16 protein-coding genes are annotated in these 17,876 nt (G+C 44.1%); 4 read left to right on the top strand and 12 right to left on the bottom strand.

What is annotated here, in order from left to right; all coding sequences use genetic code 11:
• Positions 1-13: 13 nt before the first annotated feature.
• The 8 genes from ACE1CM_RS36855 to ACE1CM_RS36820 all read right to left on the bottom strand — a co-directional run bounded on the left by ACE1CM_RS36855 (position 14) and on the right by ACE1CM_RS36820 (position 7,795).
• On the bottom strand, positions 14-868 hold the full coding sequence (locus ACE1CM_RS36855) for a hypothetical protein (protein ID WP_374883901.1): 855 nt from the start codon (positions 866-868) through the stop codon (positions 14-16).
• 5 nt (positions 869-873) lie between these two features.
• A complete protein-coding gene (locus ACE1CM_RS36850) occupies positions 874-2,388 on the bottom strand; it encodes a B12-binding domain-containing radical SAM protein (RefSeq protein WP_374883900.1) in 1,515 nt (504 codons plus the stop codon).
• Between the two features lie 54 nt (positions 2,389-2,442).
• Positions 2,443-3,363, bottom strand: coding sequence for a glycosyltransferase (locus ACE1CM_RS36845; RefSeq protein ID WP_374883899.1), 921 nt, complete (start codon positions 3,361-3,363; stop codon positions 2,443-2,445).
• Between the two features lie 198 nt (positions 3,364-3,561).
• Positions 3,562-3,726, bottom strand: coding sequence for a hypothetical protein (locus tag ACE1CM_RS36840; RefSeq protein ID WP_374883898.1), 165 nt, complete (start codon positions 3,724-3,726; stop codon positions 3,562-3,564).
• A 63-nt stretch (positions 3,727-3,789) separates the two neighbouring features.
• Positions 3,790-4,680 carry a class I SAM-dependent methyltransferase gene (locus tag ACE1CM_RS36835; protein WP_374883897.1) on the bottom strand — a complete coding sequence of 297 codons (891 nt, stop codon included), beginning with the start codon at positions 4,678-4,680 and terminating at the stop codon, positions 3,790-3,792.
• Between the two features lie 43 nt (positions 4,681-4,723).
• Entirely contained in the window at positions 4,724-5,611 is an 888-nt protein-coding gene (locus tag ACE1CM_RS36830) for an SDR family oxidoreductase (RefSeq protein WP_374883896.1), read from the bottom strand.
• Positions 5,612-5,665: 54 nt separating this feature from the next.
• Positions 5,666-6,943 (bottom strand): polysaccharide ABC transporter ATP-binding protein, encoded by a 1,278-nt coding sequence (locus ACE1CM_RS36825; RefSeq protein ID WP_374883894.1) that lies wholly within the window; start codon positions 6,941-6,943, stop codon positions 5,666-5,668.
• Between the two features lie 15 nt (positions 6,944-6,958).
• Positions 6,959-7,795, bottom strand: coding sequence for an ABC transporter permease (locus ACE1CM_RS36820; protein ID WP_374883892.1), 837 nt, complete (start codon positions 7,793-7,795; stop codon positions 6,959-6,961).
• Between the two features lie 199 nt (positions 7,796-7,994).
• On the opposite strand from ACE1CM_RS36820, the gene ACE1CM_RS36815 reads away from it, so the two are divergent.
• From ACE1CM_RS36815 to ACE1CM_RS36805, 3 genes are all read left to right on the top strand, one after another.
• Positions 7,995-8,318, top strand: a complete 324-nt coding sequence (locus tag ACE1CM_RS36815; RefSeq protein ID WP_374883891.1) for a hypothetical protein — start codon at positions 7,995-7,997, stop codon at positions 8,316-8,318.
• 10 nt (positions 8,319-8,328) lie between these two features.
• Entirely contained in the window at positions 8,329-8,871 is a 543-nt protein-coding gene (locus ACE1CM_RS36810) for a GIY-YIG nuclease family protein (RefSeq protein WP_374883890.1), read from the top strand.
• Positions 8,872-9,386: 515 nt separating this feature from the next.
• Positions 9,387-12,815 (top strand): choice-of-anchor D domain-containing protein, encoded by a 3,429-nt coding sequence (locus ACE1CM_RS36805; RefSeq protein WP_374883889.1) that lies wholly within the window; start codon positions 9,387-9,389, stop codon positions 12,813-12,815.
• A gap of 229 nt (positions 12,816-13,044) precedes the next feature.
• On the opposite strand, the gene ACE1CM_RS36800 is transcribed toward ACE1CM_RS36805, so the two are convergent.
• Genes ACE1CM_RS36800 through ACE1CM_RS36790 form a run of 3 tightly spaced genes read right to left on the bottom strand, consistent with a single transcriptional unit; the run spans position 13,045 to position 14,928 of the window.
• Positions 13,045-13,419: a hypothetical protein gene (locus ACE1CM_RS36800; protein WP_374883888.1), complete on the bottom strand. Its 375-nt coding sequence runs from the start codon at positions 13,417-13,419 to the stop codon at positions 13,045-13,047.
• A 30-nt stretch (positions 13,420-13,449) separates the two neighbouring features.
• Positions 13,450-14,454 carry an adenosylcobinamide-phosphate synthase CbiB gene (cbiB, locus tag ACE1CM_RS36795; RefSeq protein WP_374883887.1) on the bottom strand — a complete coding sequence of 335 codons (1,005 nt, stop codon included), beginning with the start codon at positions 14,452-14,454 and terminating at the stop codon, positions 13,450-13,452.
• Between the two features lie 30 nt (positions 14,455-14,484).
• Positions 14,485-14,928, bottom strand: a complete 444-nt coding sequence (locus ACE1CM_RS36790) for an Rrf2 family transcriptional regulator (RefSeq protein ID WP_374883932.1) — start codon at positions 14,926-14,928, stop codon at positions 14,485-14,487.
• A 348-nt stretch (positions 14,929-15,276) separates the two neighbouring features.
• Here ACE1CM_RS36790 and ACE1CM_RS36785 point away from each other — a divergent pair, with 348 nt between their 5' ends.
• Positions 15,277-15,675, top strand: coding sequence for an AbrB family transcriptional regulator (locus ACE1CM_RS36785; RefSeq protein ID WP_374883886.1), 399 nt, complete (start codon positions 15,277-15,279; stop codon positions 15,673-15,675).
• Positions 15,676-15,876: 201 nt separating this feature from the next.
• On the opposite strand, the gene ACE1CM_RS36780 is transcribed toward ACE1CM_RS36785, so the two are convergent.
• On the bottom strand, positions 15,877-17,817 hold the full coding sequence (locus tag ACE1CM_RS36780; RefSeq protein WP_374883885.1) for a chloride channel protein: 1,941 nt from the start codon (positions 17,815-17,817) through the stop codon (positions 15,877-15,879).
• Positions 17,818-17,876 lie beyond the last annotated feature (59 nt).

Here is a 17,876-nt window from a genome sequence, read left to right as displayed (position 1 = left end):
GAATAGCTAAACATTAATCAGCATTTGTACTATTTTGTACTATTACGATCTTTGTTTTAAACCATTGATAAATCCTGATTGCATATTCTGGATATTTATTTACTCTTTTCAATCCATAATATATCCGAGACAAATACATAAAATAAGCTGTTTTTTGGGTTGTGTTAGGGTTATAATCGGGATAGAATGCCTGTGATTTAACTGCTTCCTCTGCTCTGAGTTTAATATCCAGCGCCTCTGCTTTTACTGCTTCCTCCTCAGCTTTCAGACGAGCAATAGTCTCAGCAGTCGGTTCATAGTTCAGCAGTTCGTGTATAGCCGTGACGATCTGATTAGCAACAGATATCCAGTTTAATTCGGACTGGTTCTGAAGACCATGTACTCGATCGCAACCAGATAACCAAATACAATATGGCTTTACAATACCCAGAGCTTCTAGATTTTCAGCACCATCTTGACAGAGCAGGCAAAGATAAGCCATTTTCGTAGCACGCTGCCTGGATATTAAGACCAAATCGTGATTTGGCAAAGTGGTTGACGAAAATGGCTCCCCTAACAAAAACAATGACTTTACTTTAGTGCCTGCACTGGTGTTGTAAGTACTGATAAACAAGTCAATGTCAAGCTCTTGGCACAGAGCTGATAAGCGACAAGTCTCAATCGCAAAATTTGAGAAGTCAACCCCAGGGGCAAACAGATTTTTGCTCCAGTTAACTTCTGGGAAAGCAGGGGTTGAAGTTCGATTGAGGAAATATATTGTATTCCCCTGTAGTTGAGATATCAAAGGTGGTATTAGTTGCCGCCAAAACTGAATAGCTTCGGTGTGATTATTCTGAGTAAATACGCAGCCATCGATCAGAATTTTCATTTGAATCATTCCGCAGGCATATTAGTTGGTTCTCCCATCTTAGAATACTTTGACCACTTTGGTTTATAGTCCTTGCCAAGCCAGCCAACGGCTTCAGCCAGCTTTGCATCATTATGCGTTCCCCCATCGTAAAGTTCAAAGTTTCTTAATTCCTCTCCCTTGCCAAGAGCTACCATTTCTTCCCATAACTCCGTACCGGGGAACGCCACACAGTCAGAGTTTTGCCAGTGGATGATGTTGTTTGACTTGGATCCTATATCCTTTAATTCATTTAAAATTTTGAGATCGTTTTCCCAATCTTCATCCGTTTCTCCCGGTAGATTTTTCATTGTCGTAAAGTGGAATTCCATGTTAGAGAAGCGGGTAATCAAATACTTAATATTTTCGTAGCTTCTCTTAGTGTTCAAGCTCTTCTTAACGTTATCAACTAACTTTTGATTGAAACTCTCAACTCCAAACCGCATTCCAACGCAGCCACTCTCGACCATCAGATCGTATATTTCTAAACTAGACGTATCAATTCTCCCCATCATTGTCCAAGGCAGACCAATCTCTTTAAGCCCTTTGCAAAGTTCTGTAATTCTCTTAGTCCCCAAATTCCAAGTGTCATCGTCAAAGAGAATACTCCCTATCCCTTTAACATCATAACCACGTCGTACTTTTTGAATGCCTTCTATTATACTTTGCCTTCCCTTGAGCGTGTCTTTCAGGTTGCGAATACTATACTTTTGGACTTTGGTTAATAGAGTTTCTTCTCTTTGAATATTTTCTTCATAGGTTTTGTATTCCTCTATCACTGTCTTGATTTCATCGATCGCTAATTCAGGCAGTCGGTTACGGTACTGCCCGTTATTCATCACTTTAGGCCATTGACAGTACGTACATTTAAATGGACAACCGCGCGAAGTGCTGACTGCTAACTGAGGGCGCGGCGTGTTCATTGTAGGTTCCCAGTAGTTATATAGATACTCAAAAGGTCTAAAGGGTAGAAAATTTTTACCATTCAAAAAATTAATGTCTTCTACGTGTTCGTAGGTGTAAATCTGCTTTGCCTTATCCAGCTTGGATACTATATCAAGAGCGGGTTTTTCATATTCGCCTATAACACAGTGATCTACAAATGGTTTTTGAATTAAATCCCTTACATAAGCTTGAACGTGGGGGCCTACCAAAACAATACGACTGGAAAATTTTTCCTTAGCCCAGATGGCAAATTCTTCAACCTTGCGGTACAAAGGCGTAGATGTTTCCAGAAATAAAACATCGGGTTTAAACTTAGCAATATTTTGTTTGACTAATTCATAATCCCAGTGATGCAGGGCAACAGCATCATAAAACTTTGCATCAACTCCATGCTCGATTAAGTAGCTAACAGCATACCCCATGAAAAATGGAAAACAAGCGTAACCATGAATCCCTGGGAGCGTCCAAGGCCAGCGCGATCCTGCATTAGGTCCCGTGTATATCTTACCTTGATTGTCATACTTGATGAAGGGTATATTTGCGAAAAGTACTTTCATTTTTATCTCCCGATCTATTTTTATTAGCTCTACCCCAATCTTGAATATAAATAACTACAAAACTTGCTGCAAATAATTGATTAAAGTTTCTACGCGGTTCCTATAAGTATGGTCGTTCAGAACAATTTTACGTCCCTCTTGACTGCGCCGTTGTCGCTCCTCCGGGTCGGCTAGATAACGAACTAATTTTGCCCACTCGTCTTCATATCCTTCAGTACACACGACAGCATCTCCAAACATAGATGATATGGACTCTACATAGTCAGATAGGATGAAACCGCCACAAGCTAAGATGTCGTAAATTCTTAAGTTGATCGTATCCAATTCAATATGTTCTAGAATATGGGCGTTTAAATTAATCAAGCTACTTGTATATAATTTAGGTAGATCGGGCATTGGCAACTTGCCTTTCCAAACTTGCGATAAGGGTTCAGACCACAGATTTCCATAAATCGTCAACCCAAAGGGTATGGCGGGTACAAAGTAGCGTAGGTTCACGATAGGTCCTCTAATATCATTCCCTACAAAGGATACAGGATGTTGGTAAACCTCTGATGGTTGCGGATAAAAATATTCGGGGTCGGTAGCAAAAGGAACAACCGCCCCGTTAGCGCATACTTCCATCAACTTTTGGCTGGTGAATAAGTAACCATCAAATTTGGATTTAACTTCCTGAAAAACTCCTGATGTTCCTCCTGGATATTTTTCTTTAGCAAAAGCGTTTTGGAGATATAAAATATTCTTCACTTTAGGATGTAATTCTAAGAAAGGATTGAAGTGAATCAGGACATCTAGTTCTTCTGCGATCGCTCCACTCGCTCCATACACATACACTGACTCAACATCGTCGCGCCTCAATAGATACTTCTCCCAGCCGCGCGCTACTACTTCGTCACCATGAACGTTACCAGGCTTGCTGACATCCAGTGTGTTGATATGAAACAAACGTAACCCAATCTTCCACTTACGCCCCATAAAGCTGCCTCATTCTCTATGAAAGTCAGGATTTTCTAAGTTTAGCGTCTTAGATAGCATATCGCTCCATTGGGAATCTGTCTTAGTTCGGAAATTGTGCATCTCATAGGGATCGATGATAAACACATCTCCTTTTTTATCACAAAATTCAATCTGTTCCCCCGAGCGCAAGTTATCAATTTCAATTTCAATTTCGCCTCATCTAATAAAAAAAAGCTCATAAGTTTCCTTGTGGTAATACTTCCCGCGTACTTGGTTGCCTGCTGTTTCCACAAAGTTAATCTCAGCCCAACTCTCCCGCGTAATTCCCCAGAATCCACCGCGAGCATCTGCTTTTCTCATATAAGGAGACAGTTTTTTCATCTTACCCTCTGGCTTGGCTTACCTCGATTAATTAACATAGCATTTTTCCATTTTCATCCATCACTACCCACTAAAAATACTTTTTATTTTGATTGATAACCGCCGCAGCACTTTTTTATTTTGGGACTCTGTGTAATAGGCGTAAAATCTATAAATTTCTTTCAAAGATTCACTGTCTGGTTGAGTATGGTATAATTTTACTCCTTTGACAGTGATTCCCGATATTTCAAAATCTTCTTTTGGTACATACGGGTATTTCTCAAGCACCTCTTGAGGAATTGGTCGATTGTGATGATGCTGTTTTATCTCTAAATACTCTTCTATTTTAAAATCATCGTTTGACAGGAAAACTTTTCTATACTCAGATGGAAACATTTTATTACAAACATCTCCAAATATAAATCTTATCGCTTTTTTCCGTTCTTCTCGTAATGTGGTATTGGCTTTGAGCAATTGATTAATTTGCTCTGGCTTCATGTACAAATGTCCATAGGGGGGAATTATGCAAGAGAAACTTTCATCGGTTTCATCATAGTAATGGTGTCCGTAAGCATGAGTCCATAGAGGAGCAAAATGAGTATAAAAGATGCCTCCCGGTTTTAAAACTCTTTTGATTTCCTGCCACGCCTGTGGCAAATCTAAAATATGTTCAAAAACATTGTGGGAAAAAATTACATCAAAATAGCTATTCGGAAATAATAAATTGTCTGCGTTCAGGTTCAGACACATTAATTTTTCTTCTTCATAAATTGGGTAAATCGCATAAGAATAGGGATCTATCCCATAGACAAACTGAGGATTTGTCTGCCTTGCCACTAATTTGGCAATTGCTCCATCCCCGCAACCGATTTCCAATACTTTTTTACCTTCTAGTTGTACCGAGCGTTTTAAATCTTCAAAAAACTTAACTCGCCAAATTGGTAAATTGATTGTTCGATCGCTTACAGAAGTCATGGTTATTACTTGCTCCCAGCACGCTCCTAATAAATGTTTGGCATTACACGCCACCTGCTAACTTTAACCGAGATAATCCTTCTGTTACAGAATTAAAATTGACTCCCAGAATTGCAGATGTTTGCTCAATCGAAAGAGAAGCATCTGGTTGTAGTAACATCTGCTCTCTGCGATCGCCTGCTTCTACAGGAGAGATTAGCTCGGTATTGAGTCCAAAGATACTGGCATAAGAGTGAAAAAACTGGAAGCGGCTCACCCGCTCTCGTCCTACTGTATGAAATATACCACTTAAGCGTTGCTGGATTATTACTTCTATCATCTCCGCCAAGTTATTCACATAAGTTGGCGTGTTAAGTACGTCAGCGAAACATTCCACCGTTTGACCAGCTTCGATCTGTGCTGATAACCACTTTAATAGAGGCGAAGCCTTGCCGTAAATTCCACCACTTCTGCAAATTGCTACTTTGTCTAATTCCTGTTGAGCTAATTCTTCTCCTTGCAATTTTGTTTTCCCATAAACTAAACTGGGCTGTGGTACGTCTGTTTCTTTATAGCCTCCGTCTGTGCAACTAAAAACTAAGTCGGTGGAAATATAAATCATCCGCGCCCCAATGTTGCGGCAGGCACGAGCTACGTTCTTGGTTCCTATCGCATTGGTTTCGTAGGCTTCATCGGGATGATTTTCGCAATACTTGACATTTTTGTTGCCCGCAGCATGAATTACTACCTCTGGCAATACCTCTTCAAATCTAGTAAATACTGCATTGGCATCCCGCACATCTAATGACACTGGCTGGGCGACGGATGATAGTAAATCCGCAGCTATAGGCGCACTTAATTTGCTGACAAACACTGACTTACGTTTGGCAAAAAATCGAGCCAGATTAGAGCCAACGAATCCACTTCCCCCTGTAATTAATATCTTGATCATAACTTTATTCTTCCTATTTACTATATCTGCTTTATCTCGAGCAATACTTCTTCATTAATTTTTTTCTGCTTCCTTGTACTCATCAATTTTTTTCTGCTCCCAGTCTATATAGGGTAGAAAGTAGGCTTGCTTGTGCGCCCTGATTTTGGGGTTACCTGTTTCTGTTATTTCAAAACGAAATGCCTCGATATTATCAAACTCGATTTGGTAAGGAATCGTAGAAACTAATCTCAGCATATATATGCCAGCGTTTAGCCAATCTCCCGGAATTTTTACAGAAGTTCTATATTTACCTGGATGGCGTTTATTCAGTAATTCTAGATTAGTATCCACATCTTCTGTACTAATTAAAGGAGTTCCATCCAAGGCATGAATAATAGCTGCGACAACTCCACCAAAGATGACTTGACGAACTACATAGTCAATGATAATCGTAAATCCTTTTCTCACGTCGATTAAATCCTCATCCGAGCAAATTTCAGCTCGTAAAATCTGTAGGGGATTTCTATTCAAGCGGGAGGCATCCCATACCGATACTTGTTGATAACCTTGATTCAGATAACTCGTAACAACTTTAGTTGTGTCCCCACTCAGGTTCAAAGTTCCTTGGTTTAGCCAAAAAACCTTATCTGTTAACGAGGATATTGCTCCCATACTATGACTGACAAATAGTACAGTTCGTCCCTCTCTGCTCACTTCCCCCATTTTGCCTAAACACTTTTTCTGAAATTCAATGTCTCCTACTGCTAGCACTTCATCTACTATTAAAATTTCTGGTTCTAAATTAGCAGCTACTGCAAAGGCAAGGCGCACATACATTCCTGAAGAATACCGCTTCACGGGGGTATCTAAAAACTTTTCTACTTCCGCAAACCCTACGATATCATCAAACTTTTTTTTGATTTCTGCCTTGCTCATCCCTAAAATAGCACCATTAAGATAGATATTTTCTCGACCCGTCAATTCTGGGTGAAAGCCAGTTCCCACTTCTAATAAGCTTGCGACTCGCCCTTTGAGCCAAATCCGCCCAGTGGTTGGTTCTACGATCCTGCTTAAAATCTTTAATAGGGTTGATTTTCCGGCACCGTTACGACCAATTATACCAACGCGATCGCCTTGGTTAATCTCGAAAGAAATATCCTTTAATGCCCAAAATTCTTCAGAGCTTTGATTTAAAGTGCTTTGACCATAGGAAGGCTTAAGCAGTTGGCGACTTAATTGCTTAACTCCATTAGCCATTGCGTCTCGCAACGACCTGTAAGGCTCCTGCTTCTGATGCCCAATGATGTATTTTTTACCTAGATTTTCAACGCGAATTACGGTATCAGACACGCGATCGCTTCCTGCCTAAATAACGTCTGCAAACGTGCGTTCGGTCTTGCGAAAGTATAATACACCGCTGACAAACAATAAAGCAACTAATCCCAAAGATAGGGTAAATCCAGGCCAGTAAAGTTTGGACTCTCCACCCAATATAGCCCAGCGGAAGCCATCAATGACCCCCACCATCGGATTTAAAGAGTAGAGCAATCGCCACTGTTGGGGGACAATGTTGCTGCTAAAACCAACAGGAGAGATATACAAGCCAAACTGCACGATAAACGGCACAATATATCGAAAATCACGATATTTTACATTGAGTGCAGCTAGCCACAGTCCTGCTCCCATCGCTGCGGCAAAAGCAATTAAGATAAACAGCGGTAGCGTCACTATGCGCCAATTGGGTACAAAGTTGTACCAAGCCATCAGCGCTAACAATATCATCCCAGAAATTAGGAAATCTACAAAGCTGACAATCACTGAACTAGCAGGCACAATCAAGCGGGGGAAGTAAACTTTGGAAATCAAGTTAGCGTTACCGATCAAGCTATTACTGGATTCGGCAAGTGCATTGGCAAAAAATTGCCAGGGTAGCATGGCTGCAAATACCAAAATTGGATAAGGGGCATTGCCTTCAGATGGTAAATTGGCTAGGTTGCCAAATACTACCGTGAAAACAACCATTGTTAGGAAAGGTCGAATCAATGCCCAGGCTATGCCAATTGCTGTCTGCTTGTAGCGTACCAGAATGTCTCGCCATGCTAGGAAGTAGAATAACTCCCGATATCGCCACAAATCTTTCCAATACTGGCTTTCGGTGCGACCTGCTTCAATTACTAATTCGGTTTGAATGCGATCGCTCATACCCAGCAACCTTTAACCAATAACAATTTAGACGAGTCAGGCGCGCTGCAAACGCTGCTCCCTCTAGGCAGCTAGAATAACACGCGCGGTTCTTAGCGATCGCCCTCGCCGCCAATTTTACAATTCTTTATACCACGTCGCGCACCCAATCCCATACGCTGATCCAAGTAGCAGCTTTAAGCTTTAACCCATCGTCCCTATGGCTCTCAAGATAGTCGAAAACTTTGATGGCACTGTCGCCCTCGACGCGGAAGCCAAAGCCACCCTGTTCGCCTTATTGACGGGAGAAGCGTTTCTTTCCCAAATTGGCGAACAACTTAAATGCTCGCGCGTTGAGTTTACCTCATTGTTGTTTCAGCCGGTTCCCTACAGTACGACAACGCCTAAAGGGATGCCTGCTGAATTTGAAATGTATCACCAATCCGACGAGTACGCAATTATTAACGTACCACCTAACTTTATGTTCAAAGCTAAGATATTCAATCCCAGCCGCCTTTGTGCCATTTATCGAAAAATTAGCTAAAAACTAACCGATGACTACCGAAACTATTCCCTCCCTCGCCGGTTTAGAGTTTATCCCTTATATTGACGAAACCGGGCAACTGCCCGCACAATTACAAGGGAAAGTAGGCGCCTACGCGATATGCGATCGCCACCAAGTCCTGCAATTTATCGGCTATTCTCGCGATGTTTATCTCAGCCTCAAACAGCATTTGGTGCGTCAACCCCAACTCTGCTATTGGGTGAAAGTCCAAACCATTGACCGCCCTAACCGCACAATTCTAGAAAATATCCAGGCTGCTTGGATTGCGGAAAATGGTACGACTCCCTCTGGAAATAGTACCGATGAAGCGAAATGGACGCAATCTATTAATGTCAAACCTCTGATGACGCCTGAAGAACAGGCGAATTATGCTACTGCTGCGGGTGAGGAATTGGCGCAATCTAAGATATTAAAAAATGTCGCCCGACGAGTTGAGGCTGAAATTATTGCCGAATTAAAAAGCCGTGGCGTTCAAACCGAAATTCGCTTTAATCCTAAACTCAAAGACAGCGGTTTGCTTGATTTGAAGTAATAACATATCAAATTAGTCATTGCCCCTAAAACAATAGACTTCTGGCAAAAATGATTCTGACGGGCAGGATGCCCATCCCACAACAGAGCATTTTTTCTTGTGGGGTAGGCGTCGGTGCCTGCCAGTTTCCTGCACCTCCCACAACAGAGCATTTTTTCTTGTGGGGTAGGCGTCGGTGCCTGCCGGTTTCCTGCACCTCCCACAACAGAGCATTTTTTCTTGTGGGGTAGGCGTCGGTGCCTGCCCAAGAGTATCAAAAATCGAACTGAGATGTTTTAATTTTATCAATTTTATTTGTCGTCAAACCTAAATAATAAAGCAACCCTAGCCGTTATATTATTTTTTAATAAAATTTGTATGTTATTTCTTGAGGTAGATACTCAACCTGCATTTAGAGAGAAGCAAAAATAAACTTGACGATTATAGGCGCACCAAATATCTGTACAAATGATGAAGTAAACACTCCAAGCCTTCGGTAGGCTAAACACTGTGTATCTACCAAATTGGAGTCAAAAATGGCTGCTTTTCAAGCAACCGATAAGAACGGTTCTTTAATGAATTTAAATCTGGAGAATAGAATTTTTGAACTTTTAAAGAATGACCCATTGTTGAGCCAACAAGCAATGAGCATCAACAGTAACAATGCAATTATTGGAACAGAAAACCCTGATAGCTTGACTGGCAGTCAAAACGATGAGGTTTTTGTTGGTAAAAAAGGCAACGATACGATTTTTGGCAATCTAGGTGACGATACCGCCTTTGGTAACGCCGATGATGACATATTATTTGGCGGTACTGGACCAGAAGGAAACTTTGGTGGTAGTGGCAGGGATGTTTTGTTTGGCGAAATAGGAAAAGATACGCTTTATGGTTTGGGTGGCGATGACCTGTTATTTGGCAACGAACAATCGGATTACCTTCAGGGTAACCAAGGCAAAGATTTAATAAGTGGCGATAGCGGCGATGATATGCTGCGTGGCGGTCAGGAAGATGACATTGTTGCGGGCGATGCAGGCAACGATACAATTTTTGGCGATTTAGGCAACGACACGGTTTTTGGCGGTGATGGCGAGGATCAATTATATGGCGGTACTGGACCAGAAGCAGAATTTGGCGGATATGGTACCGATGTTGTTTACGGCGAACTAGGAAACGACACTGTTTATGGTTTAAAAGGCGATGATCGGCTATTTGGTAATCAACAATCAGATATCGTTCATGGTAACGAAGGCAGAGACATTCTTTATGCAGGTCAAAACGACGATACTCTATTCGGCGGTCAAGATAACGACCAACTTTTTGGCGACAAAAATAACGATGTTCTCTGGGGAGATTTAGGTGCAGATACTCTCAGTGGCGGTAGCGGCGATGATGTATTTGTCATTGGCAGACGCACTGATAGAGATGGGTTTAAATCTACAGGTGGTTCTACGATTACCGATGCCGACTTGATTGCAGATTTCGGTCAGGGTTTAGATTTAATTGCCTTAACTGGCGGACTCACTTATGAAGACCTCAACATTATTCAAGGTAGCGGTGAAAATGCAGGCAATACTCTGATTCAGGATAAAGTCACTGGCGAGTATTTGGTAAATCTAAAAGGATTTGATTTCAGCAATCTGACCAAAGCTAATTTCACCTACTCTACAATCCGCATCGATAATTACTTGTCGTTTAGCCAACCGATTTATCGTACAACTGAAGACGGTGGTGAAGTTGGCGTAACAATTAATCGCACGGGTGGTATTAATCAAGCGGTAAGTGCTACCTTGTTCGCCAGCGATGGCACTGCCAAAGCACCCGATGACTACAAATTCAACCCGCTGCCGATTAACTTTGCACCGGGAGAAATCGTCAAAACCGTGACGATTCCCATTGCCAAAGATGAGTTAGTAGAAGGCGAGGAAACGTTTAATTTAGCGTTAGGTTTTCCGTTTAATGGCGCAACGGTTGCACCGCCGAAGACGGCAATTGTTGCCATCGCAGATAGTAGTACCACTCCATCCCTAGCATCGAAAGCGGGAACCCTTCAATTTAGCAACCCCGACTTTGCCGTCGATGAAAACGGGAAAGCGATCGCCTCCGTAAACATCAATCGCACCGATGGTAGTAGCGGTGCAATTGGCGTCCAAGTGCTACTAAATGGCGGTACTGCAATCGGCGGCGCATCTGGTTTAGGAGATGCCATAGATTACGATAACAGCATCATCACCATTAACTGGGGTGATGGAGATACTGCGCCCAAAACTGTCAACATTCCCATTGCCGACGATCCGGTTGCAGAAGATAACGAAACCCTCATTTTAACTTTATCCGATGCTACAGGTAAAGCGACAATTGGAGGGCAAAATACTGCCGTCCTCACAATTATCGATAATGACGGTTCATCCTCATCCAGCAAAGCAGAGATTAGCGTATTAGATGGGGCAACGGAAATTACTGATAATACCGGAAGCATTACTTTTGCCCCCGTTAATGTGGGTGCTAACTTAACCAAAACCTTTACCATCAAAAATGTCAGCACCACAGATATTCTCAACTTGGGTGGTTGGACTTTACCACAAGGTTTCAGTTTAGTAGGAACTGTACCTGGAACTGTCGCACCTAATGGTTCGCAAACATTCACCCTCAAAGTCGATACAACCAAGGCAGGTAATCTTCAAGGTAATCTCTCTTTGATTACCAATGATAGCGATGAAAATCCGTTTAACTTCATCCTCAAAGCTACGGTAAATCAATCATCCACAACGCCATCTAGTGGGGAAATCGAAATCCTTGATGGTACTACCTCACTCGCCGATGGGAACTCGACACCCCTCGACTTGGGTAACGTGAATGTGGGGGGAAACTTAAGCAAAACCTTCACGGTGAGAAATCCCAGTACCACTCCACTAACTTTGAGCAATCTCACCTTGCCAGAAGGGTTTAGTTTACAAGGGCAATTTCCGGCAACCATCGCACCAAATGCAACGGGTTCTTTTACGATTAATGTCAATACAACCACCCCAGCTAATCGGGAAGGAACGATTTCTTTTAATACGAGTGATAGCGATGAAAATCCGTTTAATTTCATCCTCAAAGCTACGGTAAATCAATCATCCACAACGCCATCTAGTGGGGAAATCGAAATCCTTGATGGTACTACTGACACGGTGGATGGTACTACAACAGCTCTGAACTTCGGCAGTATTTTGCTGGGTGGAAACTTATCTAGAACCTTCACGCTCAGAAATACAAGCGCCTTATTCCCGGTAAGTTTGAGTAATTTACAACTGCCTAATGGTTTCCGTTTGGAAGGCGATTTTCCCTCTACAATTCCACCGAATGGAGAATTGACTTTTACGGTAAAAGTTAATACTACAGCGGCAGGGAATCTGGAAGGAGTTTTGTCGTTTGATAACGATGACACCGATGAAAATCCGTTTGATTTTGTAATTGGTGCAACGGTGACAAATGGAACTCGCATTGATGGAAGCGCGAGTGCGGACACCATTCGGGGAGACAGTAATACTGTTGAAATTATCACTCCGGGTGGCGGGGCTGATATTATTGCATGGGGGAACGTTCCAGCACCAGGTGTTGTAGATGCGATCGCAGGCTTTGCTCCTGATGAAGACCAACTGCAATTTGCCAGATCCAGCTTCGGCAATATTTCTAATCTCACATCTGTAACCGTTACGAGTCTGAATGCTAACGGTACAGACATTAGCGGCAATAACCTGATCGTTTTCGCTCCCAATCTTTCGTTTGCTAATGTTAGCGAGGTAGATGCAGCATTAGCTACACAACGAGGTAGTTCTGCCAACCCAGTTTTCTACCTCTACACGAGTGGTGGAAATCGGTATTTGGGTTACGATCCGGTAGCAAATGCTGCTGGTAGTGCTGTCGATATTGTCCGCCTTGATGCCGAACCAACAGCATCGAATATTACGCTCTTGGGTTGATTCTGAGAAACCGGGTTTCAAGCTGGGATCTCTGGTTGCCAAACCGAAGATTTTTCCGAGAAACCCGGTTGCTGGAGCTGAGAAACCGGGTTTCTGCTTGGGATCTCTGGTTGCCAAACCGAAGATTTTTCCGAGAAACCCGGTTGCTGGAGCTGAGAAACCGGGTTTCTGCTTGGGATCTCTGGTTGCCAAACCGAATATTTTTCGGAGAAACCCGGTTTCTTGAGCATCAAAGCTTATATTCCAAAGGTTCGCAAAACTGATTCACCCCTGTCTTGATCGCGTAGATTACCACTGGCGCTACCAACAGTTCGGGGCAAAGTTTCGTCGAACTCAGATATTCTACTGCCTTTGTACAGTTGCCATTTAATAAATCTTCCCTAAAATCTTTTTCGCAGATGGGAACGCGACACCGTTTGGCTAAAAGCGCTAACCAATTATCGGATGTGTCTGGTTGTTGTCCCGCACCAATTGCCAAGGCGATCGCTGCATCTTCCAGATCTCCCTCGCAGTCTTCAATTACATCCAAAGCTTTGAGGGCGTCGGGATCAGCTGATAGTTGCGAACGATACTGAGCAATTTCTTGGGATGTTATCGTCACCATGCGGTTCAACCTGGGAAATCCTATCTCATTTTAAAGCCAAGCAAGCAAGATGAGCGCGGTTTGCGCGAGCCCTAACCAAATCAAAAAGCAATTCCTCGTCAAGCGAGTCGCCTGCTGTATTCGTTCTGACGTAATCGGATGAATAGCTTCTGCCAAAAGCGGTTTGTGCTTCGCCACTCCCCGATAGAAATTTATCCCTCCCACCTGCACGCCCAATACAGCAGCATAAGCGCATTCACTCCAACCCGAATTCGGACTCGGATCGGCAGTTGCATCTCGCCGACATACTTGCAAAACATAACCAGGCTTACCCGATAAAAGCGCTAAAGTCAATACCGTTAACCGACAAGGAAGCCAAGTTAAAACGTCCTCCATTTTGGCGCTAAACCATCCTATATATGTATAAGGTGCATCGCTATAACCCACCATTGAATCGAGGGTACTGGCAGCTTTATAAGCCAAAGCAAGGGGTGCAGCACCCACCATGGGGATAAAACAGCCAGCGAGCGCATAAAATAGCGGTGCCATTACTCCATCGGTCGCATTTTCCGTCACCGTCTCCAACACTGCCCGTAAAATTTCTGATGAAGATAAATTTTCTGTATCGCGACCGACATAATTACTTAAAGTCTTACGTGCTTTCGCTAGATCTCCTTGAGTCAGGGGTTGTAAAACATCATCCGCAGCATCTCTCAAACTCCTCGCTGCAAAACAGCTTGCCAATATTATGCTTTCGAGAGCCACACCCAATAAAGGATGTATAAATCTAGCAGCTTGAACAATTATCCAACCCAAGCCGCCGCTACCCATTACCAGTACAATTGCTAAAACGATGCCCCTGATTCGGTGAGTTATTATCCTTGTTTTGGTAAAATAAGCCTCTTCTCTTGCCACCGGATCATTTACAATGCCTCGAACAAACTGATATATTATCCATCCCATCCCTCGCACTGGATGAGGCCATCCCCAAGGATCGCCAATCAGGTAATCTAGACTGGCAGCGATCGCTAGAACCAGGTAATTCCCACTAACCATAACCCATAACCCATTACCGATTAGCGATTGCTAAACAACAAAACTTGTTTCTTCCCCACAAGCAGCTTGCCAACTGCGGGCATCGTAGTAAAGATCTTCTAGGGAAATACTATAGAGAGCATCTTTTAGCTTTTGGTGCAACTGTCGCCACAGGGTCAGCGTTACCCAATCTTCAGTTGCTTTTGCATCCGCAGTGTGGTGAGGTAGGGGTTCGATCGTTTCTCCCACCGCTTCTAAAATTTGTCCTAAAGAGATTTTGCCAGGTTGACGAGCTAATTGATATCCTCCCAGGGCGCCGCGAACCGAGTTAACTAACCCAGCGCGACGCATCTCGATCAGTAATTTTTCCAGATAGGGAGCGGGGATATCTTGGCGACGAGCGATCGCTTTTACAGAAGTCGGGCCATATCCCGGCTGTAAACTCAAATCTAGTAGTGCCTTTACACTATAGTGCGCCCTCGTTGTCAGTTTCATTCGAGCTACGGTAACCAAAACCTTCCTTTGTCTATCATCCACCAAGTTGAGGATCGTTTCCTTCACAAACGGCTTTCTGTTGCCCAGCATCAGCTTCAGCGATGGTCATACCAATCTGCCAGGAACTGGGCGCGAGTATTTTCCCTCTCGCTCTCGCTCCTCCCTCACCCTAATTCAACAAAGATGCTACTAAACAGACCCCAGTCAATCTTTAAAGAACTTTACCTTCGAGGGCTAACATAGGGGTGTAAGCTGATATAAAGCTAAAGCTTCATATCAACCAGTGTGAATTTCAGCTAAAGTAAGATACTATAAATTACTTGATGGATTTGTTGTAGAGAGAAGTTAATGCCAAAAACACAAAAGATCGAAACCCTAGAAGGGGAAGCTCTCCTGAGAAAAGTCAAAGAGCTAGAAAATCTCAGCAAAGAGGAAAAAGCCAAAGCCTGCGGCTACTACACCGTGACTAAAAACGGTGTAGAGCGGGTAAACATGATGAAATTCTTGAATGCCCTGATTGATGCCGAGGGGATTCAGTTAGACAGCAAACAAGGCGGTAATGGTCGCGGCGGACGCAGTGCAAGTTATCGAATCAGCGTCCAGTCCAACGGCAACTTATTGATTGGTTCGGCTTACACCAAACAGATGGGGCTGAAACCAGGAGATGAGTTTGAAATTTCCTTGGGACGCAAGCACATTCGTCTCAAACAAATCGGTGGAGACGAGATCGAACTAGACGAGGAATAAAGACTACACCGCTACGATCTCGCCCAGAGCAACCGCAACCTTCAAGACCTAAGCGCCAAATACCGTGTGGCAAGGCGTACAGCAAGGGAATAGTTTGCTTATCTATGCCCAAGCAAAGACAAATTCCCCTAAAAGTTGTAGGGTGAGCATTCGCCCACCCTACAAAAAACTAATAACTTGGTCAAGGGATACCTGAAAGGTTCAGGCAGTTTGGGTGAGTTTGGGTAAAGGCAACTCCTGGGTAGTTCGTGCAGGAGGGGAGAGGTAGCGGTTAATTGCTCGAGTAGTAACGGCAACGTCGCATGCCAGGGTAATTCCTTCTTTTTCGAGTAAGCCTAAAATCCGTTTGAGGTTGTCGCGTTCAACCACGGGAAGCTGATGCAAACCTCGCGCTGCCATGCGGTCTAAAGCATCAGCAACCGGCTCATCTGCATAGGCATAGAGGAGATCCTTGGTGCAGATCGCAGCGAGGGTTAAATCGACTAAATTGATTGTAGAAGCATCGGATTCGGAAGCAGCGATCGCGCGATCGATATCCTGAAGCGTGACCAGACCAATTAGTTTTAAATCATCATCGATTGCTAAAGCAGTGTGACAGCGCTCGTTCGTCATCGCCAAACCGGCTTCTAAGACGCTGCAACTGCTAGATAGCATCAGGCGAGGTTTAAGCATCGCCGCCGAAACTGGAATTTGTTTTAGAAGTTCCAGATTCTGGTCTTTCTCCACATTCACGCCCATTTGTTGCAGATTTAAGCCCTTATTTACCGTTGACTTTGACTTAATGGTATCCACCAGCCACACGCTTAAACCCACAGCCGCCATCAAAGGCAAAACAATGCGATAGTCCCGCGTCATCTCGAACAATAACAAAATAGCCGTTAAAGGAGCGCGGACGCTAGCAGCCAAAACCGCCGCCATTCCCACCATGGCATAAGCGGGTGGGGCGGCAATATGTAGGCTTAACCCAGGCAGCAATAAGGGCAAAATTTTTCCATAAGCTGCCCCCAAAGAAGCACCCAAAAACATCGCGGGAGCAAACACACCCCCCACCAATCCGCTGCCCAAACTAAACGCGGTCATCACTAACTTGACGACTAGCAAAAGCAGCAACAACTGGAGGGAAAATTTCACATCTTGCAGCATCGCGCCAACGGTTTCGTAACCGATGCCGAGAATTTGGGGCAACTGCAAACCCACCAACCCGACGCCGAGTCCCCCAATTACAGGATGAATGTATCGTGGAATACGACCCAACCAGCCAAACCCTGCTACCTGACCGCGAAAGCAGCGTTGCGCCAGTTGAATTGCTTGGGTATAGGTGAGAGATACCAGACTGGCGAGCAAACCCAATACCATATAAAGAGGCAATTCTAGAGGGCTGCGAACGTCATAGGCAGGCAAACTAAAAGCAGGTTGGGCACCCAATCCAATTTGGGCAACCAACGCCGCTACAACGGCAGCTAGCAGCACCACGCTCACGGCTGAAGTGGCAAAAGTTGTGCCCAAAACCAACTCCAGGGCAAAAAAAACGCCCGCAATAGGGGCGTTAAAACCAGCTGCCAAACCAGCTGCCGCCCCAGCACCCAACAGCAGGCGGTGGCGTTCGCGGGACACTTGCAGCACTTGACCCACTAACATGCCAAAATTGGCGCCGATTTCCACAGAAGGACCTTCTGGCCCCAAAGAAGCGCCAGTTCCGAGAGAAATCGCAGCTGCCACCATCTTCGTAACGGGTCTGAGTTCCCGCGACAAAGCAAGTTTTGCGTCCTCAGTGGCGGCGATTAAAGTAGAAATGCTCGGCCCAAAGTCTTGCAAGCGCCAGCGCATTAGTCCGATGAGCAATCCGCCGATAGTGGGAACGCAGGCTAAACTCCAGGAACCCCAAACCGAGATGTGACCCATCAGATCTTCTAACATCAAACTGTGGATCCGCTCGATCAAATAGTGAAACGTGACCACACCCATCCCCGTTCCACCTCCAATCAGCACCGCCAAAATCAATACCATTGTTTCTGGGGAAGGCTGGAGATGGTTAAGTAGGCGGGTGAGTCTGGATGTAGAAGTAGGCACGCGACAAGAAGTGCCCGTTCTGAGTGCTGTCGATTCAGACAGCGAGGCCGCAGCGGGAGGTAGGTATGACATTATAGAGACGACTATATCTAGTACTTAGAGAAAGCTTAAATTTTGTGACTGGCTTCTCA

The sequence above is a fragment of the Microseira sp. BLCC-F43 genome, from assembly GCF_041929235.1.
Taxonomy (GTDB): domain Bacteria; phylum Cyanobacteriota; class Cyanobacteriia; order Cyanobacteriales; family Aerosakkonemataceae; genus Microseira.
Note: the sequence above shows the minus strand (reverse complement) of the source record. Positions and strands in the feature narration are given on the sequence as shown.